The organism is Flaviaestuariibacter flavus (genome assembly GCF_004337505.1).
In the GTDB taxonomy this organism is placed as follows: Bacteria; Bacteroidota; Bacteroidia; order Chitinophagales; family Chitinophagaceae; genus Flavisolibacter; species Flavisolibacter flavus.
Genome location: NZ_SJZI01000046.1, coordinates 215,493 through 236,735, shown reverse-complemented (window position 1 = coordinate 236,735; position 21,243 = coordinate 215,493). Strand labels below are relative to the sequence as shown.

Sequence of the window (21,243 nt, the reverse complement as noted above, 5' to 3'; positions counted from 1 at the left end):
CGTCACCATTCAATCCGCACATCACTCTCCTCGCAGCTTCACTTTTGGTAGACCCGAGCAGATTTGAACTGCTGACCCCTACATTATCAGTGTAGTGCTCTAACCAGGCTGAGCTACGGATCTTTTTGTAGCCCCCGTAGTCACGGAGTCCAGTGAAAAGAACTAAATATTGAAAGAAAGAGGGAAACAATAGCTGTTAAGTAAGCGCTTCATAAAAAGCGACATTGACAGCTGCTCTAAAAAGGAGGTATTCCAGCCGCACCTTCCGATACGGCTACCTTGTTACGACTTAGCCCCAGTTACTAGTTTTACCCTAGGCGGCTCCTTGCGGTTACCGACTTTAGGTACACCCAGCTTCCATGGCTTGACGGGCGGTGTGTGCAAGGTCCGGGAACGTATTCACCGTATCATTGCTGATATACGATTACTAGCGATTCCAGCTTCACGCAGTCGAGTTGCAGACTGCGATCCGAACTGAGAGTCGGTTTTTGGGATTGGCTCCTTATCGCTAAGTGGCAGCCCTTTGTCCGACCCATTGTAGCACGTGTGTAGCCCTGGGCATAAAGGCCATGATGACCTGACATCATCCCCTCCTTCCTCGCGTCTTACGACGGCAGTTTCACTAGAGTTCCCAGCGTTACCTGATGGCAACTAGTGATGGGGGTTGCGCTCGTTGCGGGACTTAACCCAACACCTCACGGCACGAGCTGACGACGGCCATGCAGCACCTTACAGTCGGTGTATTGCTACAAAGTGAGCTTTCACCCACGGTCCAACTGCATTCTAGCCCAGGTAAGGTTCCTCGCGTATCATCGAATTAAACCACATGCTCCACCGCTTGTGCGGACCCCCGCCAATTCCTTTGAGTTTCAACCTTGCGGTCGTACTTCCCAGGTGGGATACTTAATGCTTTCGCTCAGACGCGTACAGTCATATCGCACACGTCGAGTATCCATCGTTTAGGGCGTGGACTACCAGGGTATCTAATCCTGTTTGATCCCCACGCTTTCGAGCCTCAGAGTCAATATAGGCGTAGCGAGCTGCCTTCGCAATCGGTGTTCTATGTCATATCTAAGCATTTCACCGCTACATGACATATTCCGCTCACCTCCACCATATTCAAGACAGATAGTATCAATGGCAGTTTTCGGGTTAAGCCCAAAGATTTCACCACTGACTTACCTGCCCTCCTACGCTCCCTTTAAACCCAGTGAATCCGGATAACGCTTGCACCCTCCGTATTACCGCGGCTGCTGGCACGGAGTTAGCCGGTGCTTATTCCTAGGGTACCGTCAGACAACATGGAAATGTTGATTTCGTCCCCTATAAAAGAAGTTTACAATCCAGAGGACCTTCATCCTTCACGCGGCATGGCTGGTTCAGACTTGCGTCCATTGACCAATATTCCTTACTGCTGCCTCCCGTAGGAGTCGGGCCCGTGTCTCAGTGCCCGTGTGACTGGTCGTGCTCTCACACCAGTTACTGATCGCAGGCTTGGTGAGCCGTTACCTCAACCAACTACCTAATCAGCCGCACACCCATCCTAAACCGCCGGAGCTTTAATCGCTGAGTGATGCCACTCCACGATCCTATGAGGTATTAATCTCCCTTTCGGAAGGCTATCCCCCAGTTCAGGGTAAGTTGTGTACGTGTTCCGCACCCGTTTGCCGGTCGCCATCAGTTGTATTGCTACAACCATGCTGCCCCTCGACTTGCATGTATTAAGCCTGCCGCTAGCGTTCATCCTGAGCCAGGATCAAACTCTCCATTGTAAATGAATTGTTGACTTCCTGACTAGAAAATTTTCTCAAGAAAATGATCGAGTCATTAATTGTCGATTATTAGTTAATCAGACCATCAATGCCTTACCTACTTAATTTTTTATACTACCTAAATAGTATGCTATTGCTTCCCTTTCTTTCAAAGAACTTTGATTGCTGTCCTGAGACAATAATCATTTCGTAAGTGTCAGAGCCGCGATGCTCCCAGGCCCTACTTTTTATCGTAAGCCTCACCTCGTTTTTAATCGTAAGAACTAGTGATTTGCGATGCCGTTTTTGCAACGGGAGTGCAAAGATAGAAGGCCATTTGCTAACCACCAAATTTAATTTTTAAATTCTGCAGCTTTTTTTCGTGTGAGCTGCCGGCGGGCGACCATTCTGTTGTAAAGAGCGTGCTTCTTAAAGCGGAGTGCAAAGATAGTAGACTCAGTGTTATCAGCCAAACTTTTTTTTGAAATTTTTTCTTTCGAAATTTGTTTCAACTGATTGAGTACCAACTATTTAAAGAGCATCCTTTTCGTTAGAAGCGGAGGGCAAAGATACGGTAACCAAAGCGCGCTTTCCAAATCTTTTTTGAAGAATCTTCATCAAAATTTTGTGAAAGCCCGTTGTCTTCCCGCTACTCATTCGAACAGCCATTGCCGTTGTTTTTCGTAGCCCCTACCTTCAAAAAGCGGACGCAAAGATAGGGAGCCCTGCATTACTGTCCAAACATTAAAGGAAAAGAAAAGCTGCAAAAGCCCGGAAAGCGTGGCGGGCACTGTCATATATATATAATTCCCATCCGTTCTTTGGCTAATAATAAAGCCGCGTGGACCGCGGCTTTATGTATATAACGTTTTAGGTGGTCTATTTCACTTCCAGCTTAAGGAGGCTTTGATCTCCCATAAAGGCTTCGAGCTCGTCACCAACGACAACCTCTCCCACCCCGGCCGGTGTGCCCGTGAAGATGAGGTCACCGATATTAATGGAGAAGTACTGGGAGATATGGCTGACGATCAATGCAAAGTCGTGGATCATATCCCGTGAATTGCCCTGCTGCACCAGCTGCCGGTTCTTCTGGAAACTAAAGGAGATATCATTGGGATCCTTGATTTCGGTCAGGGGTACCCAGCGGCCGATCACGGCTGAATTGTCCCAGGATTTTGCCTTCTCCCAGGGAAGGCCCTTCTTTTTCAGTTCCGACTGGATATCGCGCGCGGTAAAATCGATACCGGTCGTGATAGCGTCATAGTACCGGTTGGCGGTCTTTTCCTGGATGTACTTCCCGTTTTTACTAACACGCAGCACCAGCTCGCATTCATAGTGAAGCTCATTGGTAAACTCCGGGTAATAAAAGGGCATGTGCGACTGGAGCAACGCGTTCTTCGGCTTCATAAAAATCACCGGCTCCTCCGGAACGGCGTTACCCAGCTCCCGGGCATGGTCGGCATAATTGCGGCCGATACAAAATATCTTCATGTGTCAGATGGTTTATTGATTTATGCGGGATACGCTCTGCGTTGATCCGGCATAATTTCAGTTTTCCGGGAAAACTGGTTGCGGTGCACACTGCTAAAATAGCGCATGCCCCCCATTTCAGGAACCGAAATCCAGATTATTTACCGCGGTCATGGTACCCCCGAGGCCCACGGTAGCCACACTCTCGATTATCTCCACGCACTTTTCGATCTTCTTCATTACTACCGGTTCTTCGTCCGGGAGCCACTTGCTCAGCACAAAATCGGCTTGTCGTCCTTTAGGGAAGTCGTTGCCGATGCCGAAGCGAAGGCGCGGATAAGCCTGGCTGCCCAACACTGCCTGGATATCGCGCAGCCCGTTATGGCCCGCATCGGAACCGGAAGGACGCAAGCGCAGCTTACTTAACGGCAGCGCCAGGTCGTCGAGGATTACGAGTACATTTTCAATCGCCACCTTTTCCTTGTCCATCCAGTATTTAACGGCAGCGCCGCTCCGGTTCATATAAGTGGTTGGGCAGATACAGACAAAGATGCGGCCCTTCCAGCGCACTTCGGCCTTATAGGCGAGGCGGCCCGTTTCAAGGCTGCCACCATGCTTGCGCACAAAGGCCATCACCACGTCGAAGCCGATATTATGGCGGGTGTGGGCATATTCGTTGCCGATATTTCCGAGACCGACGATGAGGAACTTGTTCATGGGAAGGCAAATATCGTGAGCAGGGAGTCGTAAACCGTGGACCCCAGGAGAAAAGTCAGGACAAAAGGATCCAAAACAAGAAGGCCGCCTCGGTAGAGACGGCCTTCTTCGATATTCGATATTCGTTATCTGAAATTCGATATTCCTTACTTCTTGCCTTTTGCAGGAACAGCCGTAGCAGCTTCAGCCTGACGCAGGGCGCGGGTAGTTACGATCGATACGATCGGAATACGGGGCGAGTTCAGGATCTCGTAGTTTTCGGTAACAACATCCGAAACACGGAGGTTGGCGCCGATCTCGAGTGCATCAACGGGAACTTCGATCTGCTCTTTCAGGTACTTCGGAAGGGTCTTTACCTTGAGGGCCTTCATTTTGGTTTCCAGGCGGCCACCGGCGCGAACGCCTACAGCAGTGCCGGTAAACTTCAGCGGGATCGTAGCGACAACGGGCTTGTCTTCCACCAGCTCGAGCAGGTCGATGTGAATGAGCTCATCGCTCACTTTGTCAAACTGGAGGTCTTTCAGGATGCAGCGGTAGGTTTTGCCGTCGAGGCTGAGTTCCACAAGCTGGAAGCTGGGTGTATAAACGAGCGGGCGAAGCGCCTTTGCCGATGTAGCAAAGCTGATCTCCTGTGCACCCCCGTAAATTACACCGGGCACGAGTTCCTGAGAGCGAAGCTGGCGGGTGGCTGACTTGCCATATTCGGTCCTCAGTTGTCCTTCGATTGTAATTGATTTCATTATTGAGGTTTTAAAATGACTTCTTTGTTGATTCTTTAGTTCCGGTGGTTTCAGGTTCGGGTTGATTAACCAACCTCAGAACCACAAAACCCTGGAACCTCAGAACCTGTTTTACTTGTTTCTCCGTTGCGAGTGGATGAACAGGTTGTTGATGCTCTTGTTCTCATAAGCGTTGCGGATGGCGACTGCGAAGAGTTCGGCCACCGACAGCACTTTGATCTTGGAAGACTCGCCGCGCAGGGGGATCGTGTCGCACACCACCAGCTCCTCGAGCACCGACGCCTCGATGTTCTCATAAGCCTTCCCGCTCAGCACGGGGTGGGTAACCAGGGCACGGACGCTGCGGGCGCCTTTTTCCTTTAAAAGAGCGGCGGACTTGGCCAGCGTACCGGCCGTATCGCAGATGTCATCGATAATGATCACATCGCGGTCCATTACATCCCCGATCACCTGCATGGAAGCGATCTCGTTGGCACGCTTGCGGTGCTTATCGCAGATCACCATGTGCGCGTTGAAATAGGAAGCGATTTCCCGGATCCGGTTCGTCGCGCCTACATCGGGGGCCGCAAAGGTAAGGTTTTCGAGCTTCAGTTGTGCTATATATGGTATAAAAACCGCAGATGAGTCGAGGTGATCCATCGGGATGTCGAAAAAACCCTGGATCTGCGGAGCGTGCAGGTCCATGGTGATCACGCGGTCGGCGCCGGCGGCTACCAGCATGTTGGCCACGAGCTTGGAGCCGATGGCGACGCGGGGCTTGTCTTTCCGGTCCTGGCGGGCGTAGCCGTAATACGGCAACACCGCCACGATCTTCCAGGCTGAGGCCCGGCGGGCAGCGTCGATCATGAGCAGGAGCTCCATCAGGTTGTCGGAGGGCGAGTAGGTGCTTTGCACCAGGAAAACCACATCCCCCCGTACGCTTTCATTAAAAATCGGCAGGATCTCGCCGTCGCTGAATTTCTGGATCTGGATCTCACCCGGTTTGCACCCGTAGCGATCGCAGATCTGCTGGGTGAGCTTTTGCGAGCCGGTGCCGGAGAAGATTTTGGCAGAGGGTTGCAGTTGCATAAAGAAAAATGTGCGGCGAAGTTAGCAAACGGCCGCACATTTTTCCGGTTTAAAAATTCATCGGTACGCAACAGCGGTTGTACCCGGTGCGCCCGGTCCGGCGCTCGTACCGGCAGAGTCACTTCCGTTGACCGCGGCATACACCGAGCGGCAGACGAAAAGCGCCATGACCAGCGAGATCCCGTAAACGAGGACAAAGAAGAGGAGCGGGTGAAGTGCACCCATCGGAGAGATGGAGGAGCGTTTCATGAGGATAGGTTTTGGGTTTAAATGGATATTGTGGATGAGGTAAAGATAATATCTAAATTTAGAGTATGCAAGCGCAGAAATACTCGATTAAGGAGTGGGCAAAAGACGATCGCCCCCGCGAAAAATTACTCCTGAAGGGAGCGGGGGCATTGAGTGACAGTGAGTTACTTGCGATCCTGATCGGGAATGGCACCCGGCAGCGCAGCGCGCTCGATTTGGCGCGGGACGTATTGAAGGTTGCCCGGGGCGGGATTGCGGGTCTCGGCCGCACTTCCATCAATGAGTTGACCAAAGTGCCGGGCATCGGGCCGGCGAAGGCGCTTACCCTTGCCGCTGCCCTGGAGCTGGGACGCCGTTGCGGCGCGGCGGCCCTCTTTGAACGCCCGCAGGTGTCCGGAAGCGCCGATGTGGCACAGCAGCTGCAGTCGCTCCTGCGCGACCACCGCCACGAAGTGTTTGCCGTGCTGTACCTCAACCGGGCCAACCGGATCCAGCGTTTTGAAATTATCAGTGAAGGCGGCATCACCGGAACGGTTGCCGACCCGCGCATCATCCTCAGGCGGGCACTGGAAGAAGATGCCGTAGGCCTGATTCTTTGCCATAACCATCCTTCGGGTAACCTGCGCCCGAGCCGCGCCGATGAAGAGATCACACAAAAAATCCGCGATGCGGCCCGCCTGTTCGATATCCGGCTGCTCGATCATATCATCGTCAGCACCGACGGTTACTTCAGTTTCGCGGATGAGGGTCTGTTGTAGTTCTTAATTGCTGGCAATTCCGGCGGCTTCGGCGAAGATTGCCGCTACCTCTGCCGGGTTATGGAAGTCTACACTATGTGCGCGCAGGTAGGCCGCGATCGCTGCCTTGCGGTCGGGGAAGGCCTTCTCGAGCGCTTTACGACTGGCGGCAAGCGGCGCCGCGGCATCGTCGGGCCAGATGAAAACTTCGCCCTGCCGCCTGATCACGGTGCGGTTTGTTACGGGCACTTTATGCACGGTATTAGCCGCCTGCAGGTAATTCAGCGATTCGGAGGCAGCGTTTTCGTCATACATGCCATAGCCGGCCGCCTTGGTGCTTCCCTCCTGCCGTAGCGAGGACCGCTGCAAAAGGCGCCCGCCCGGGGCGGATGCAAGCAACTCCAGCACGCCGTCGTGGAAATAAAACGTATCGGTTCCAACCGTTGCCAGCTCGAGCTCCTCCAGCCCGGAAAGCGCGAGGGTGTCTTTTTTGGGGCCGATGAACAGGAGGCTCGCATCGTAGTAGGTGTAATTGAGCAGGGTGGGCTTCTGGTAGCCGTCGCGGAAACGGACAATGCCCGGTCGGAACGTGCTGTACTTAAACAGGTCGTTTTGACGGAGCACGTCGTTCAGACTTTGGCCCACCTCGATGACATAGGTCTGCGCGTCCGCCCGGGCTGCGGCCGCCACCGAAAGAAGAAGCAGAAGTTTTCTCATATGCATTGTTTACAGTTGTTGGTTCAGGCCTGGCCAGTGGGCCCGCCGAAGGTAAGCGGCACCTGCACCTGCACTTCCTCCAGGTCTCTGACCTCTCCGTTGGCGGCTTCATAGCGCTGCAGGTTTTCGGTAAGGGCCTTCATAAAGCGCTTTGCATGCTGGGGCGTAAAGATGATCCGGGCTTTCACCTTGCTTTTGGGTGTAGACGGCATCACGTTGACGAAGTCGATCACGAACTCGGCATGTGAGTGGGTAATGATCGCCAGGTTGGCGTACGTACCTTCTGCGATTTCCTCTGAAATTTCGATGTTGATTCCCCCTGGTTGCTCTTGCATAGTTGGTATGATTGAGAAGTTCCGCTAAGGTAAGATACAGAAACACGCGGCTGTCTGCAACAATAATCCGGGGAAAAGAAAATACCCGGGGCGCCGGAAAACAAAAGTCCCGGCTGCGGAAAGCAACCGGGACTTTTTAAAGGCTAAGACGATATTACGTCAGCAAGGGCTGATTAATAGGTCTGGAGCGCGTCGTATACGAACTTTTCTTCGATGGTAAACGAGCGGCGCAGGTTGTTGTCAGGATCCAGACGGATCTTGTACTTAACCCACAGCACGCGCTGATCGTTTGCCGTGTAGACGAAGGAATTCGGAACCGAATTGTCGAAGATCGGGTTGAGGCTGAGGCCGGTGGCTTCGTCAATCACGTCGATCACCTTGCCGGTAGCATCGAGCTTATACTGCGCAGCAACAAGCTGGTAGCTGAAACCACCCTCGGAAAGTTTCGGAGCCTGAATGGAGAAGAGCGCCTGCCCCGTAAAGGCCAGATCGTAGCGGGAAATAGGGGAAATAATGTTGGGGATAAAGCCAACAAAAGGATCGCCCTCGTAAAGACGCATCTGGCGCGTGTTGTTAACGATGCCGTAGATACCTGCAGAGTCAACAATGGTGTTCGTACCAACATAACGACCCGTGTAGTTCGAGTTGTTGAACGCTGCGCTCAGGTTTACATAAACGTCTGCAAAACCTTCGTTCTTCGAAACAACGCCCTGGGTGGGGCTGGAGATCGTAAAACGGGCACCGTAGCGCTTCGTAGGATCAAGCAGCGTTTTGTTGACGGTAAAGTATACCGGAACGTTGATTTCGGGCGCGTCGGACGGCTGGATCGTTACAGGCTGAACGTTCACCGCACCAGCGGGGAAGAAAGCCGTAGTACCCGGAGCCGGGATTGCGTTGGAGGGCAGCGGGGCCATGTCCACGTTGATCGTCATCGGGCCGCTGAGCTTAGCTTCACGGGGCTGGGAAACAGTGATCGTGAAGAACTTCACGGCCTCATTCGGGCGAGCGCTGAAGTTGAAGTTCGTAGCGATGCGATACGTCAGGCCCAGGTTACCAGTTGTAGTTGCCTGATAGCCTTTTTCAGCAATCAAGCTAACAATACCGCCCCCGTCGTTGAGCGTACCACCGAAATCGGTCTTCGATTTCAGGCAGGATGTCAGCGAAAGTGCCGCAAGGGCAAAAACGCTATATTTTAAGATTTTCATTTCTTGAATGGAATTTAAGGTAAGCAATTAGTTAACGTCCCAGAACAGGCGGGCGAAACGGTCGTTACGCGGTGCGTTGGCCGAATTCGTGTTCAGCTCGGTCTGCGGGATCAGATAACGATTCGGTTCCGGGTTCGAAGTGGAGCCAATTGTCTTCGGCAACTGCGGCACGTTCACCTCGGGGGTACCATTGGTGCGGCGGTATTCGCTCCAGGCCTCCAGACCATTGATGTGTACCAGCGATACCCACTTCTGAATCTGAATTGCACGGATCTTATTCACAGACAAGTCGAAGTTGATGTTGTCAGCACGGGTACCGGTCCGGGCCAGGTAGCGCGAAGCATAGTCCTCGCCTTCGTTGGGCGTAGCACCATCGCTGAAGGGGTCAGCAACTGTCCAGAAGTGCGAGTGAACGCCCATTTGGTACAGAGCCTTGGCATCCATTCCACCGAACATGATGGAGTAGCGCTGTGCAGCTTCAGCCTGGAGGAAGTAAGACTCGGCAGCGAGCATCAGGAAGCCCGGGTGGTTGCCTTCGCCGAGAGTGATCGCGAAGGGTCCGATCGCCGAGGTAGCGCCCGTACCGAAACCAGAGGTGGAACCGAGCGGAACACCCACGAAATCGTTCGGAGCACCGGCAGAGTTCGGCTTCGGAGCTACGAGGCGCTCGAGGCGGAACGTATCAGCCGAAGAGTTGGCAGCCGGAGTCGTTGAAGACGGAGGCGTGGGAGGCGTGGTCGTGATGCTGGTTTTAAGCCAGTTTACGATTACGGCGTTCATCTTACGGTAGTTGTAGTTCGAGTTCACCGTTCCTACTTCGTCGTATCCGAAGTTGGAATAGAACGTGTTCAGCTTACCTGCGGTATTGGCATATCCGGGACGAACGGCGGCGTTTGTCTGGAGATAACCGTTGGCAATGGTGTTGTTGATGTTCGTGGTGATGTAAGCGTCGCGACCGGCGATGTAGGACTGACGCAGCAGGATACGCAGCTTGATCGTATTGGCGAAACGAATCCAGGAATCCTTATCAAGACCAAAAAGAACGTCTTGACGAACCAGGCGGTTCTCGGAAGGCCAGGTGGTACGCTTCATACGAGCCATGGAGCTGTCCAGGCGCTTCACGAGATCCTCATAGATGGCCTTCTGGTCATCATATTTCGGAGTCGTGTTCGCCACGCCCTTCAGCGCTTCGGAGTAAGGTACGTTGCCGTACATATCCACGAGCATCTGGAACAGGTAGCACTGCATCACATCAGCCGGCTCACGGAGAACCGACGAGTTGGACTTGTCAGCATTATCCTTTACATACTGGTAATCATTCAGTACGTCGTAAATGGAGCTGAAAGCGTTGAAGTTGTTAGCCGTAAAGTCGTAAGTCTTCTCGGTACCACCACCGGTAAAGGAAGTGGAGTGGGCATAGATACCTGCCCAGGTTCCCGGTACGATCATAACGTTGGTGCTTACCTGGACATCATAGGTGTATCCAAGGGCGCCAGAGAAAACCTGCTCTGCCGGTGCAGAGGTCAGGTTGTTGACGTTCTGGTTGACGTCGACGAATTTTTTACATCCGCCGAGCATCAAAGCGGATGCTAAAATGAATGAGCCTTTTATGATATGCTTCATTTCTTCGAAAATTTAAAGGTTCTGACAGTGGATTAGAAGTTTACGCGGAGCGTACCACCAATCTGGCGGGTCGGCGGCGTGTTCAGCGTGTTGTTTACACCCTGGGAGTTACCCGAAGTGTTCGAAAGCTCGGGGTCAGTCCACCAGTTGTCCTTCGGCAGGATCGTCACCAGGTTACGTGCCCAAATGCTCAGGTTGATACCGCGTACCACTTTGAGGCCGCCAACCACGCTCTTCGGCAGTTCGTAAGCCAGGGAAACGTCACGCAGTTTCCAGAAAGCACCGGAAGAAACAAGGATCTCACCAATGTTGGCAAAGCCGCTCGGGTTGGCGATATCACCATAGCCACGGTGGGTTGCCCAACGGCTGGATACAGCAACGTTCGTGTTGGTAATATACTTACCCGAAGCATCCTGGTAAACCGAGTTCGGCCATACAAACACCTGGCGCTCGTAAATCGTCGTCTGCGCACCGGAACCGGTAAAGTTCATCTGCGAGCCGAGGTTGTTATAGATCACGTTACCACCACGGTATTCGGCGTTAGCAATAAGGGTAAAGCTCTTGAACGATACGTTCATGCCGAGACCAAGGATGTGGATCGGGGTGGTAGTACCTTGTCCAACGAGGTCAGCGCCAAGGCGGGGCCAGCCGTTCGTGGTGTCGATAACTACGTGACCTTCGGGATCGCGCATGAAGGCATCGGTACGGAGGTACGGGAACATCGTGCCTTTCTGGGCATCCACTGAGTAGTGAGAGGTGCTCTGCAGGGTCAGACGGTCCACGTTAGCGCCCGCGAGGTCAACCACTTCGTTGTGGTTCTGGCTGTAGTTACCGTTAACGGAAACAGACCAGTTCTTGTTGCGGTAAACATTGGCCTTCACGTCGAATTCCATACCCCAGTTCTTGAGGTCGGCGGCGTTGAGACGAAGGTTCTGGAAACCGGAAGCGTTCGAGATCTGGATCGGGATGATCTGCTCGTTAGAACGCTGGTTGTAGTAAGAAGCCTCGAAGGTTACGCGGTTCTTGAAGAAACCAGCTTCAAGACCTACTTCACCCGTTTTTACAACTTCCGGATGGATTCCGGGCTGAACCAGGGTACCCGACTGGGTGTAGCCGGCCAGGCCGCTATAGGGGAAGCCCGAGCTGTTCACCAGGGTGGTTTGCAGCAATTGAGCGCCCAGGTTGTCATTACCGTTACGGTTGTAGGATACACGGAGCTTCAGGTTGTCCAGAACGCGGTTCCGGATAGACGGGAAGGCATCGGTAACTACGAAGGAAACGTCACCACCGTAGGTATTGTAAGCCGGCTGGTTGAATCCAACCTCGGGGCTATAGAATACCGAAGTGTAATCGCGGCGGAAGGAACCGTGCAGGAAGATATAGTTGTTGTATCCAACGGTTGCTTCGGCAAATCCACTGATCTTACGGGTAGTAGAATTGCTATTCGTGGTAACGAACTGGCTGGTTGCGGCGTTGGACGCGTTCACCAATCCTGCAGTGAGGATACCATTCGTGCTGGTGTTGAAGGTTTCGCTGCGGCTTTCGCGGCCGGTAAAGCCACCGGTAGCACTCAGCGAAATCTTGTTGAACTCCTTGCGGTACGAAGCGAACAGGTCGGCCGTCGTACGCGTTCCGCGCGAGAAGCCTTCGCCAAAGCTGCCGTTCACAGGGTTGTTGGCGGCATCATAGCGACCCGGATCGTTCAGGTACAGGTAGTCGGAGTTAAAGTTGCCAAAGAAAGCGCCCGACTTTGCATACTCCGTGTAATCGAAGCGGTTGGCAAAGGTTTCGGTTGTTCCGTTGGTGCTGGCAATGCCGACACGTGCAGTTACTTCAACAGAGCTGATCGGCTTGAACACAAGGCGAACGTTGCCGTTGAAGAAGTTGTTACGCGTGGTGAAACGGTCATTGTCCTTCTCCCACCAGGGGTTGTTGTAGTAGTCATTGAAATATCCGTTCGGATCGGCGAACTTGTTGTTGCGCCAGTCGCGGTAAGAACCGATGGGTATCCACGAAGCGGTATTCAGTGCGAAGAAGTAGAAGTCAGAGTTCGTGCGATCAGACTTGTCCCATGTGTAGGTGGCGTCAAATCCAACGTTGATCTTTCCGTAGGTGCGGCCGGCATTCAGGCGGAATACGTTACGGTTATAGCTGTCGCCGTAAACGATACCGTCGGTATGCAGGTTCTGGTACGAAGCAAAGAAGTTGCTTGCAGCATCACCGGCGCGGTAGGAGAAATCGGTTTGAGCGGTATAACCGCGGTTCCAGAGCTGCTTGCGGGCATCCTTAATGTTGGAGTAAGGAACAACCTGCTGGCTTCCGTCGACAAGTACGCGGCCAAGACCACGCATGCTTCCGTCGTAACGGTCACCGTATTGCTGGTTTTCAACCGAGTTGAAGTTCTCAGAGCGGTTACCGCCATAAGCAGAACCCGAACCGAACTCGTCCTGCATCTTAGGCAGGTAGGCAACTGATTCGATATTGCTGGAGTGCGTTACCGTGATCTCGGGGCGACCGGTGCCTTTCTTGGTTGTAATAACGATAGCACCGTTTACACCTTCGGATCCGAAGAGGGTAGCCGCCTGGCCGCCTTTCAGCACGTCCACGCGCTCAACATCATTCGGGTTGAGGTAGTTGATGGTGTTTGCGGGAACCGGAACACCGTCCAGTACGATCAGTGCGGTGTTGTCACCGGTGATCGAACGCAGACCGCGCAGGGTGATGCGGGGCGCCTGGTTCACGGAAGAAGAAGTGTTGGCAATCTGCAGACCGGAAACCTTACCGGACAGGGCCTGTCCGATGTTGGTGGCGCGGCCGGCAGTGATCTGGTCAGGATTAACGCGGGAGGTGGCGTAGCCAACTTCCTTGGCTTTCTTGCGGATACCAAGTGCCGTAACTACCACTTCATCCAGCTGTCCGGCGTTGGCGTTGCGTGCCAGCAGAACGTTGGTAGCGTCGGTTACAGCCACGGTAGTGGCAGTGAAACCAGTGGAAGAAATGGTCAGGCGGGCGTTTTCCGGTACGCGGATGGTAAAGTTACCATTCGCATCGGCGGTAACCGCGTTGCGGGTACCAGCCTCGGTAACCGTTGCAAAAGGAACAGGAGCTCCATTCGCATCCCGTACCGTCCCCGTCACCTGACGAGGCTGTCCAAATGCCAATGAACAGAAGAACATTGACACCGTAAGTAGCGATGCAATTTTTCTCATTGAGACGTGTTTTTTAAGTGTTAAAAAGCCTTAAATACATTCTATCGCGTTGCTCCGCAAGAGGAGAACTATTGAAGCAGAGACAACAGTTCAAGCGGATATGCTGCGCCAAATTATGGTTTTTCTAACAAAATTTTTTTCCGTCTTTAAAAAATTGTTGCTTTTCAACACAAAATCGTGCTTCAGAACCCGCTGCGCATCTGCAGTGCCCATTCCGAACGGGGTAGCAGACCATTTTCAGTATCCGCCCCTACCTGTGAAGCGGCATAATACAGGGTCACCTGTGTACGCCTACCCAATTGATATTGATAAAATAAAGAATAGCGGTACCCACGTCCATAAACGGGAAAGATACCTGCCCCACCCCCGGCATCAGGGTCGGCCACATAAATGCGTGTGTCATAGGTGTCCGTATGAAATAAGAGAAACCGAAACGAGACGTTGCCCCACCTTATTGTATGCGCTTTGCATCCGGCACCCAAAAGATAGCCTCCCTCTTTTTCGGTCCAAACGGCTTCGGCACGTGCCTGCATGGTAAGCTGCGCGCTTCGGTCGTCGCGCAACACAAAGCGGGCGGACACCCGGCGTTGCGGCTCCGGCGGCCGTAGCCCTTTTTCCGCTCCCTCTGCCGGCCGGTCTTCATCCTGCAGGCGAAGCCGCAGGTCTGCCTCCAGTTTTCGCTCCGGCTTCCAGGTTGCCTGCAAGCCGCCTCCGAATGCCCCCGACGATCCGTCGAGCCGGTAGCGCAGCCAGGGTGCCCGGGCCCCATCCGCCCAGGTTGCCAGTTGCCAGCCGGGTGCCGGCCGTAGCTGAAAACCGAGATAAAGCCCTTGCTCGTTGGCTCCCTGCCCCCAGTGGTCGGCGGGCGCACCATATATATGTGTATAGCCCGGTGCAAAGAGCCGTAGCAACAAGGCACCGTCCCACTGTGTGCCGGCACTGAACAGGAGCCCCTGCACCAACGCGCCGCCCGTGCCGCCACGTGCATACTCGCCGAAGAAATGCAGGTTGCGCCAGGTGCCGCTCCAGTCGATGCTGCTGCTGGTCAATCCGCGCCCGCTGAGCGCAAATCGCCGGTAGGCTTCGCCTGCTGGCAGTATGGCTTCTGAAAAGGACAAGGCCTGCACCTGCGCGGCCACGCGGAACGCGTCCCATTCGTGCGCCAGCCGCGCGCCGCCGGCCCATTGCGCGAGGCGTCCCTGCGCGGCCTCCTCCGCCGGGGTGCGGTGATACCCACCGGTGCGCAGGGCCCCTACCCCGCTGCTGTCGGCACCGGCGGGCGCATCGAGGCGTCGCCGCGAACCAAAAACATGGAGCACCCAGCGCCCGCGCTGCAGCGCGGCAGCGGCACCGCGGAAGTAGCCAAACTCATCACCGGCAAGTAAAGGGGTAAGGACGGGGCCCTGCCGCTTCAGCAGCGACAGGTCGGCACCCGGCCCGAAAGCAAGCCCCTGCCAGCAGAGGAGCCCCTGCCCCAGGTTCACCTGGTAGTCGCCCAGGTACCATTGCCGCAGCATGCCTTTACCGGTACCTGCAAGGTGAAAGGAAAGGAAATCGACACCGGAACCCCGGCGAAACAGCGGTTCGCCGGCATCCTTGGCGGCGGTGATCCCCCAGCGCAGGCCGTCCTGGTGGCGGTAACGGTAGCGGGCATACAGCCGGTCGGGACTGCCCCTCCAGGAGGCCGCACCGGAAGGCTGGGGCAGACGGCGTCCCCAGCGCAGCACTGCTTGGTGGTCGCCGCCGCGCAACTGCTGCCACAGGCTACTGATGCTTTGCGGGACCTCTGTTGTTACAAAAGGCTGTACCCGCGCGATTGTTTCGGCATCCCAAAAAGGCACGGCCTGGAGCTCCTCGATGGCGACCAGCGGCCCAAGCTGGCGGCGGTGCGCCAGCAGCGCCTGTACCTGTTGCCCCGACAGGCCGAGTGCGAGCAACTCGTCGGCACTGGCGGAATTAAGCGACAGTGGATGCCGCCGGCGGTATTGCCATTCCTGCCCGAAAGACTCGGGGTCGAGTGGCCGCTCGCGGCCCTGCTGGAGCAGCTCAAGCGCATCGGTATTCTGGCCGCCTGCAACCTGGCTTACCAGGAAAAAGGTGATAAGCAGTCGTGTTTTCATGGTTGGCTATTGTGCAGGATAGGAAAGTAACAGACCGGGCGTTGGGCCTAACTGACGGTGCACCATAACCGAAATCTGCAGCAACATCCCGGCGAGCGGCACTGCAGCCGCCACGTACATGCTACTCAATGAGGTGTCAATGCCCGCTCCGAAGCGAAGCACCTTTCCCGCAAGCAGTTGGAAACCCGCGCTCAAGGCCGGCCGCCGGTCGCCCGCCTGGAAGAGTTCCAGGCCCAGCATCCACTGCCCCGGCTCTTCCCATCCAAGCGCCATGGTGTAGCGTGCCTCTCCGCCGGCAGCCTCCTTGGTGCCGGTGCGTGGCAAGGGTTCGGTGGCCGACAAACCAAAAAGCGCTTGCGGCCGCAGGCGAATCGTGGCGCCGGCCTGTACGGCGTTGCTTCCCGACCTCAGGGCCGGTGTACCGGAACGGGTATGGACGAAGCCCAGACCGAGTGCTGCCAGCGTACCGAGCTGCATCCCGTAAGCGCCCGCCACAGAGGTAGCGCTCCATCCCGCGGCCCCACCTTGTCCCACCCGGATGCCGATACCGTTACCCGCCAGCGGCAGGCGCGCCGCAAGGCCATAGCTGCCGAGCTCAGCCAGCGCAAAGCGCCGCTCACCGGCAACAGCGAGCATAAGTTTTCCACCGCCACCAAGGGTGGCCGGGTTGCCGGAAAAAGAAAAGGCATTGCGGAAGAAAGGGCATAGTGCTGAAAGCAGCGCGGGGCGTGTGTTGAGCGGCTCTGTCATTGGCTGCGCGCCCACGCCGCAGGCAAACAGGAGGCCGGCAAAAAGAAAGGTGTATTTCATGGTTTTGCGTTTCAGCAAAGCTCATTTGTCCACCGCGTGAAAAGAAAATGTTTTTCCCATCATTTGGTGGGATTTTACCTTTGGCGCATGCAGATCCTGAACGGGAAAGAAGCAGCCCAGGCCATCAAAGATTCGCTTAAAATAGAAGTAGCGCAACTGGCCGCCAACGGCCGCGAAGTTCCCCACCTGGTTGCCATACTGGTTGGCAACAACGGTGCCTCCGAAACCTATGTTGCCGCCAAGGTCAAAGCCTGCGAGGAAGTAGGCTTTAAGTCGACGCTCATCCGCTTCGAGGAAAGTGTCACTTCCTTCCGGCTCTTCGAAACGATCCGCGAGCTCAACGGCGATCCTGATGTCGACGGCATCCTGGTGCAACTGCCGCTGCCGGCACATATCTCCTCCGAAGAAATTATCAATGCCATCGACCCCGCGAAGGACGTGGACGGCTTTCACCCGAGCACGGTGGGCAAGCTGGTATTGGGGCAACCCACCTTCATCCCGGCGACGCCTTACGGCATCATGCTGCTGCTGGCGCATTACAAGATTGAAACAAAGGGCAAACATGCCGTTGTGATCGGGCGCAGCAATATCGTTGGCCGCCCGATGAGTATCCTGCTCAGCGCCGCAGGCCCGCAGGGCAATGCCACGGTTACGATCTGCCATTCGCATACGGTCAACCTCAGCGAGATCTGCCGCTCCGCCGACATCGTCATCGCGGCACTCGGACGCCCCGGTTTCGTAAAGGCCGATATGGTGAAAGAAGGTGCCGTAGTCATCGACGTAGGCATCACCCGTGTTGACGATCCGACAAAGAAAAAGGGCTATCGTATTTCGGGAGATGTGGACTTTGACGCGGTTGCGCCGAAAGCATCCTTTATCACCCCCGTTCCCGGCGGCGTGGGCCCGATGACCATTGCCGCGCTGATGAAGAATACGTTTCATGCCTGTGCGTTGAAGCATTGAGCGTGAATCTTCAATCGTGAATTCGTGATGCGCAATAACAAGAAAGGGCTGCCTTTGGCAGCCCTTTCTTCGTAATAGGCGTCAGCATTCATGATTGACGATTCACGATTCACGACCCGACGCTACGAAGGGAACGTTAAATCACCAAGCCCTGCCTGAAGCAAGTCATTTCTTACCGTATTTTCATCGGATGAACCGGTTCCTTATCCTATGTGGCCTGTTGTGCATCACCCTTATTTCGCAGGCCCAGTATGATCCCTCCCGCATTCCCGCCAAAGCCCGGGAGGCATATGAAAAAGCACTGGTCAAGATCGACCAGGAAAAATGGGATGATGCGCTGGAATCGCTCCAGGAGGCCATCCGCCGCGAGCCACGCTACCTCGAAGCTTATGTGTCGCTGGCCGGCGTGTATAGTGAACTTAAGGACCGCCGCAAGAGCATCGAAAACTATGAGCGGGCATTTGCAATCGACACCGCTTACCTCACCGATATCCGCCTCGCTTATGCCATCGCGCTTGCCGGCGAAGGGCAGTTCAGCAAAGCACTCGATGCGGTGAACCGCCTGCTGGCCTTGCCGCGTGTTTCCAACAACACCCGCAAGGCTGCGGAGTATCGCCGCAAGAGTTTCCAGTTTGCCGTTGACTTTGCGCAAAGCCATCCCGACAACTACGTTTTCAACCCCCGCAACCTGGGCCCCGGTATCAACAGTGCCGAGCCCGAGTATTTTCCGTCGCTGACGATCGACGGCAATGATATGATTTTCACCCGGCGCCTCGGCGGCCGCAACGAAGACTTCTTCCTGAGCCACCGCGAAGGCGGCAAGTGGGGCCCTGCCTATCACCTCAACGGAGCCATCAACACACCGCAGAATGAAGGCGCGCAAAACGTGTCGCAGGACGGCAACTGGCTTATCTTCACGGGCTGCCATCGCCCCGACGGCGCCGGCTCCTGCGACCTGTACATCTCCTACCGCCAGCGGGAAGGCTGGAGCGCGCCCGTCAATATGGGCCCGGTGCTCAACACCGACCAGTGGGAAACGCAGCCCTGCCTGTCGCCCGACAAGAAAGACCTCTATTTCGTAAGCCGTCGCTTCGGCGGGCTCGGCGGCTCGGATATCTACGTATCGCACCAGTTGCCGAACGGGCGCTGGAGCGAGCCCGAAAACCTGGGCCCCGAGATCAACACCCCGGGCGACGAGCTGACACCCTTTATACATGCCGATAACCAGACGCTTTACTTCGCTTCCAACGGTCTGCCCGGCTATGGCAACCAGGACCTGTACGTGGTGCGCCGCGGTGCAGACGGCAAGTGGGGCAAGCCGCAGAACCTCGGCTACCCGATCAACACGATCGATGAGGAAAGCACGCTGGCCATTGCTTCGGACGGCGTCACCGCTTACTACGCCAGCGACCGCGCCGGCGGATTCGGCAGCATGGATATCTACAGTTTCGACATGCGGCCTTCGATGCAACCCGTGCGCACGCTTTGGGTGCGCGGCAACGTATACGATTCCAAAACACGCAACGGCCTTCCCTCCTCGCTCTCGCTGGTAGACCTGGCAACGCGGCAGGAAGTATCGCGGGTGCAGACCGATGAAAAAGGCGATTACCTGATCACTTTGCCAATAGGCAAGGACTATCTCTTCAACGTCAACCGGCGCGGCTACCTGTTTTATTCCGATCACTATTTCCTGCGTGATAAGACACCGGATTCTACCTACCGCAAAGACATCCCGCTGGTGCCGATCGAGGTGAATGCGGCCGTAGTTCTACGGAACGTGTTCTTCGATGTGAACAAGTTCGAGCTGAAGCCGGAGTCGCAGGTAGAACTCGACCGCGTGGTGCAGCTGCTGCAGGATAACCCCACGGTGCGCATCCAGCTGGAAGGGCATACCGACAACCAGGGCGTCGCCGCCGACAACCAGAAGCTTTCCGACAACCGCGCGAAGGCGGTGGTGAATTACCTCCTGTCGAAAGGCATCAGGAGCGACCGCCTTGTGGCCAAAGGCTTCGGCGCCGCACATCCCGTTGCCGATAATGCAACGGAGGAAGGAAGGGCGCAGAACCGGAGAACCGAGCTGAAGGTCATTGCGAAGTAGACACGCGGAAAACGCAGAACTTTTGCCGAAGGCGTCGCTTGCGCGACGGCCTCCGGCCGTCATTGCGAGCGCAGCGAAGCAAACACCTGATTTACGCAGGGTGTTCGAACCGAAAGGATTGCGAACTAAAGCTCTTGTTGGCTACGGTCAGTCTTCAGTTCGGGGAGTTTGCTTCGCTGCGCTCGCAATGACACGGTGATTCGCTTCGCGAACCACCTGCCTAAAACCCTGATCCTTTTCCCAGAATTTCCTGTTGATTTTCACATGGACCGTTGCCGCCGGCGGCACAATTTGCAGCATGTCTTCGGAACTACTTTACCAGCTGGCCCTGACGCAGGTGCCGCTCATCGGCGACGTGCACGCCCGCATCCTGGTGCAGCACTGCGGCAGCGCCTCGGCGGTGTTCGGGGCGCGGAGCCGCGACCTGGAGCGCATCGAGGGAATCGGAACGGCGCGGGCACAGGCCATCCGGACTTTCCGCGGCTTCGCAGCGCTGGAAGCGGAGATCGACTTCATCCGGCGCTATGACATCCGCACCTGCTTTCTTACCGATCCGGGCTACCCGCAACGCCTGCTCCATTGCTACGACCCACCCGCGTTGCTTTTCTTCAAAGGCGATCCCGACCTGAACGCATCGCGCACGGTGTCGATCGTCGGCACCCGCAATGCGTCTGATTATGGGCGCCGGTGGACCGAACGCTTTATTTCGGGGCTGGCTCCGCTCGGTATTACCATCATCAGCGGGCTTGCCTTTGGTATCGATGCCGTGGCGCATAAAGCCGCATTGCGTGAAGGGCTGCCTACTATCGGCGTGGTGGGTCATGGGCTTGCCCGCATCTACCCGCAGGAGCATACGGCGATGGCACGCGACATGGTGCGGCAGGGCGGCGGCCTGCTGACGGAGTTCCTGAGCGAAACGGGCCCCGACAAACACCATTTCCCATTACGCAACCGGATCGTGGCCGGCCTGTCGGATTGCGTGGTGGTGGTGGAAACGGCCGAGAAGGGCGGCAGCATGATCACCGCGCGGCTGGCCGACAGCTACAACCGCGACGTGTTTGCCGTACCGGGACGCGTGGGCGAGCGCAACAGCAGCGGCTGCCACAGCCTCATCCGGGGCCAGAAGGCGCAGTTGCTGACCAATGCCGGTGAACTGATTGAGGCCATGGGCTGGGAGGAGCGCCCTGCGGCGAAACCCGCGCAAACCGCGCTGTTTGCGGAGTACAGTGAAAACGAGCGCCGGCTCCTGGCTTTGCTCCCGGCCGGCACCCCGGTACATATCGACGAGCTCAACATCCGCAGCGGTATGCGCACCAGCGAAGTGGCGGTGCTGCTGCTGGAACTGGAACTCAAAGGGGCGGTGGAAGGATTGCCGGGGAAGCGGTACCAAAGCGCATAGCAAACCTGCTTTTCCACACCCGTTCACAATTC

Annotated in this window: 16 protein-coding genes, 1 tRNA gene and 1 rRNA gene; 4 read left to right on the top strand and 14 right to left on the bottom strand. The window is 55.8% G+C overall.

Going from position 1 to position 21,243, the window contains the following annotated elements; genetic code table 11:
* Positions 1-45: 45 nt before the first annotated feature.
* The 7 genes from EPD60_RS13540 to EPD60_RS13510 all read right to left on the bottom strand — a co-directional run bounded on the left by EPD60_RS13540 (position 46) and on the right by EPD60_RS13510 (position 5,995).
* Positions 46-123 (bottom strand) — tRNA-Ile (locus tag EPD60_RS13540).
* Positions 124-240: 117 nt separating this feature from the next.
* Positions 241-1,772: ribosomal RNA gene (locus tag EPD60_RS13535) — 16S ribosomal RNA — on the bottom strand.
* An 858-nt stretch (positions 1,773-2,630) separates the two neighbouring features.
* Entirely contained in the window at positions 2,631-3,242 is a 612-nt protein-coding gene (locus EPD60_RS13530; protein WP_131450059.1) for a fumarylacetoacetate hydrolase family protein, read from the bottom strand.
* Between the two features lie 117 nt (positions 3,243-3,359).
* Positions 3,360-3,938 (bottom strand): aminoacyl-tRNA hydrolase, encoded by a 579-nt coding sequence (gene pth, locus EPD60_RS13525; RefSeq protein ID WP_131450058.1) that lies wholly within the window; start codon positions 3,936-3,938, stop codon positions 3,360-3,362.
* Between the two features lie 146 nt (positions 3,939-4,084).
* Complete coding sequence (locus tag EPD60_RS13520) at positions 4,085-4,678, bottom strand: 50S ribosomal protein L25 (protein ID WP_131450057.1); 594 nt, start codon at positions 4,676-4,678, stop codon at positions 4,085-4,087.
* Between the two features lie 111 nt (positions 4,679-4,789).
* Positions 4,790-5,746: a ribose-phosphate pyrophosphokinase gene (locus tag EPD60_RS13515; RefSeq protein ID WP_131450056.1), complete on the bottom strand. Its 957-nt coding sequence runs from the start codon at positions 5,744-5,746 to the stop codon at positions 4,790-4,792.
* A gap of 57 nt (positions 5,747-5,803) precedes the next feature.
* Entirely contained in the window at positions 5,804-5,995 is a 192-nt protein-coding gene (locus tag EPD60_RS13510; protein WP_131450055.1) for a hypothetical protein, read from the bottom strand.
* A gap of 65 nt (positions 5,996-6,060) precedes the next feature.
* On the opposite strand from EPD60_RS13510, the gene radC reads away from it, so the two are divergent.
* Positions 6,061-6,753 (top strand): RadC family protein, encoded by a 693-nt coding sequence (gene radC, locus EPD60_RS13505; protein ID WP_131450054.1) that lies wholly within the window; start codon positions 6,061-6,063, stop codon positions 6,751-6,753.
* 3 nt (positions 6,754-6,756) lie between these two features.
* Here radC and EPD60_RS13500 read toward each other — a convergent pair whose 3' ends face one another.
* From EPD60_RS13500 to EPD60_RS13470, 7 genes are all read right to left on the bottom strand, one after another.
* On the bottom strand, positions 6,757-7,449 hold the full coding sequence (locus EPD60_RS13500; protein WP_131450053.1) for a hypothetical protein: 693 nt from the start codon (positions 7,447-7,449) through the stop codon (positions 6,757-6,759).
* A 23-nt stretch (positions 7,450-7,472) separates the two neighbouring features.
* On the bottom strand, positions 7,473-7,784 hold the full coding sequence (locus tag EPD60_RS13495; RefSeq protein WP_131450052.1) for a DUF3467 domain-containing protein: 312 nt from the start codon (positions 7,782-7,784) through the stop codon (positions 7,473-7,475).
* Positions 7,785-7,957: 173 nt separating this feature from the next.
* Complete coding sequence (locus tag EPD60_RS13490) at positions 7,958-8,989, bottom strand: hypothetical protein (RefSeq protein ID WP_131450051.1); 1,032 nt, start codon at positions 8,987-8,989, stop codon at positions 7,958-7,960.
* 27 nt (positions 8,990-9,016) lie between these two features.
* Positions 9,017-10,612: a SusD/RagB family nutrient-binding outer membrane lipoprotein gene (locus EPD60_RS13485; protein WP_131450050.1), complete on the bottom strand. Its 1,596-nt coding sequence runs from the start codon at positions 10,610-10,612 to the stop codon at positions 9,017-9,019.
* Between the two features lie 32 nt (positions 10,613-10,644).
* Positions 10,645-13,821: a SusC/RagA family TonB-linked outer membrane protein gene (locus EPD60_RS13480; RefSeq protein ID WP_131450049.1), complete on the bottom strand. Its 3,177-nt coding sequence runs from the start codon at positions 13,819-13,821 to the stop codon at positions 10,645-10,647.
* 182 nt (positions 13,822-14,003) lie between these two features.
* A complete protein-coding gene (locus tag EPD60_RS13475) occupies positions 14,004-15,941 on the bottom strand; it encodes a ComEA family DNA-binding protein (protein WP_131450048.1) in 1,938 nt (645 codons plus the stop codon).
* A 6-nt stretch (positions 15,942-15,947) separates the two neighbouring features.
* Positions 15,948-16,751 (bottom strand): hypothetical protein, encoded by an 804-nt coding sequence (locus EPD60_RS13470; RefSeq protein ID WP_131450047.1) that lies wholly within the window; start codon positions 16,749-16,751, stop codon positions 15,948-15,950.
* A gap of 87 nt (positions 16,752-16,838) precedes the next feature.
* On the opposite strand from EPD60_RS13470, the gene EPD60_RS13465 reads away from it, so the two are divergent.
* The 3 genes from EPD60_RS13465 to dprA all read left to right on the top strand — a co-directional run bounded on the left by EPD60_RS13465 (position 16,839) and on the right by dprA (position 21,211).
* Positions 16,839-17,714, top strand: a complete 876-nt coding sequence (locus EPD60_RS13465; RefSeq protein ID WP_131450046.1) for a bifunctional 5,10-methylenetetrahydrofolate dehydrogenase/5,10-methenyltetrahydrofolate cyclohydrolase — start codon at positions 16,839-16,841, stop codon at positions 17,712-17,714.
* A gap of 190 nt (positions 17,715-17,904) precedes the next feature.
* Positions 17,905-19,812 (top strand): OmpA family protein, encoded by a 1,908-nt coding sequence (locus EPD60_RS13460; protein WP_131450045.1) that lies wholly within the window; start codon positions 17,905-17,907, stop codon positions 19,810-19,812.
* A 298-nt stretch (positions 19,813-20,110) separates the two neighbouring features.
* Entirely contained in the window at positions 20,111-21,211 is a 1,101-nt protein-coding gene (dprA, locus tag EPD60_RS13455; protein ID WP_131450044.1) for a DNA-processing protein DprA, read from the top strand.
* Positions 21,212-21,243 lie beyond the last annotated feature (32 nt).

Coding starts and splice junctions, on each gene's coding strand:
- EPD60_RS13530 (WP_131450059.1), bottom strand. CDS start 3,242: ATGAAGATATTTTGTATCGGCCGCAATTATGCCGACCATGCCCGGGAG.
- pth (WP_131450058.1), bottom strand. CDS start 3,938: ATGAACAAGTTCCTCATCGTCGGTCTCGGAAATATCGGCAACGAATAT.
- EPD60_RS13520 (WP_131450057.1), bottom strand. CDS start 4,678: ATGAAATCAATTACAATCGAAGGACAACTGAGGACCGAATATGGCAAG.
- EPD60_RS13515 (WP_131450056.1), bottom strand. CDS start 5,746: ATGCAACTGCAACCCTCTGCCAAAATCTTCTCCGGCACCGGCTCGCAA.
- EPD60_RS13510 (WP_131450055.1), bottom strand. CDS start 5,995: ATGAAACGCTCCTCCATCTCTCCGATGGGTGCACTTCACCCGCTCCTC.
- radC (WP_131450054.1), top strand. CDS start 6,061: ATGCAAGCGCAGAAATACTCGATTAAGGAGTGGGCAAAAGACGATCGC.
- EPD60_RS13500 (WP_131450053.1), bottom strand. CDS start 7,449: ATGAGAAAACTTCTGCTTCTTCTTTCGGTGGCGGCCGCAGCCCGGGCG.
- EPD60_RS13495 (WP_131450052.1), bottom strand. CDS start 7,784: ATGCAAGAGCAACCAGGGGGAATCAACATCGAAATTTCAGAGGAAATC.
- EPD60_RS13490 (WP_131450051.1), bottom strand. CDS start 8,989: ATGAAAATCTTAAAATATAGCGTTTTTGCCCTTGCGGCACTTTCGCTG.
- EPD60_RS13485 (WP_131450050.1), bottom strand. CDS start 10,612: ATGAAGCATATCATAAAAGGCTCATTCATTTTAGCATCCGCTTTGATG.
- EPD60_RS13480 (WP_131450049.1), bottom strand. CDS start 13,821: ATGAGAAAAATTGCATCGCTACTTACGGTGTCAATGTTCTTCTGTTCA.
- EPD60_RS13475 (WP_131450048.1), bottom strand. CDS start 15,941: ATGAAAACACGACTGCTTATCACCTTTTTCCTGGTAAGCCAGGTTGCA.
- EPD60_RS13470 (WP_131450047.1), bottom strand. CDS start 16,751: ATGAAATACACCTTTCTTTTTGCCGGCCTCCTGTTTGCCTGCGGCGTG.
- EPD60_RS13465 (WP_131450046.1), top strand. CDS start 16,839: ATGCAGATCCTGAACGGGAAAGAAGCAGCCCAGGCCATCAAAGATTCG.
- EPD60_RS13460 (WP_131450045.1), top strand. CDS start 17,905: ATGAACCGGTTCCTTATCCTATGTGGCCTGTTGTGCATCACCCTTATT.
- dprA (WP_131450044.1), top strand. CDS start 20,111: ATGTCTTCGGAACTACTTTACCAGCTGGCCCTGACGCAGGTGCCGCTC.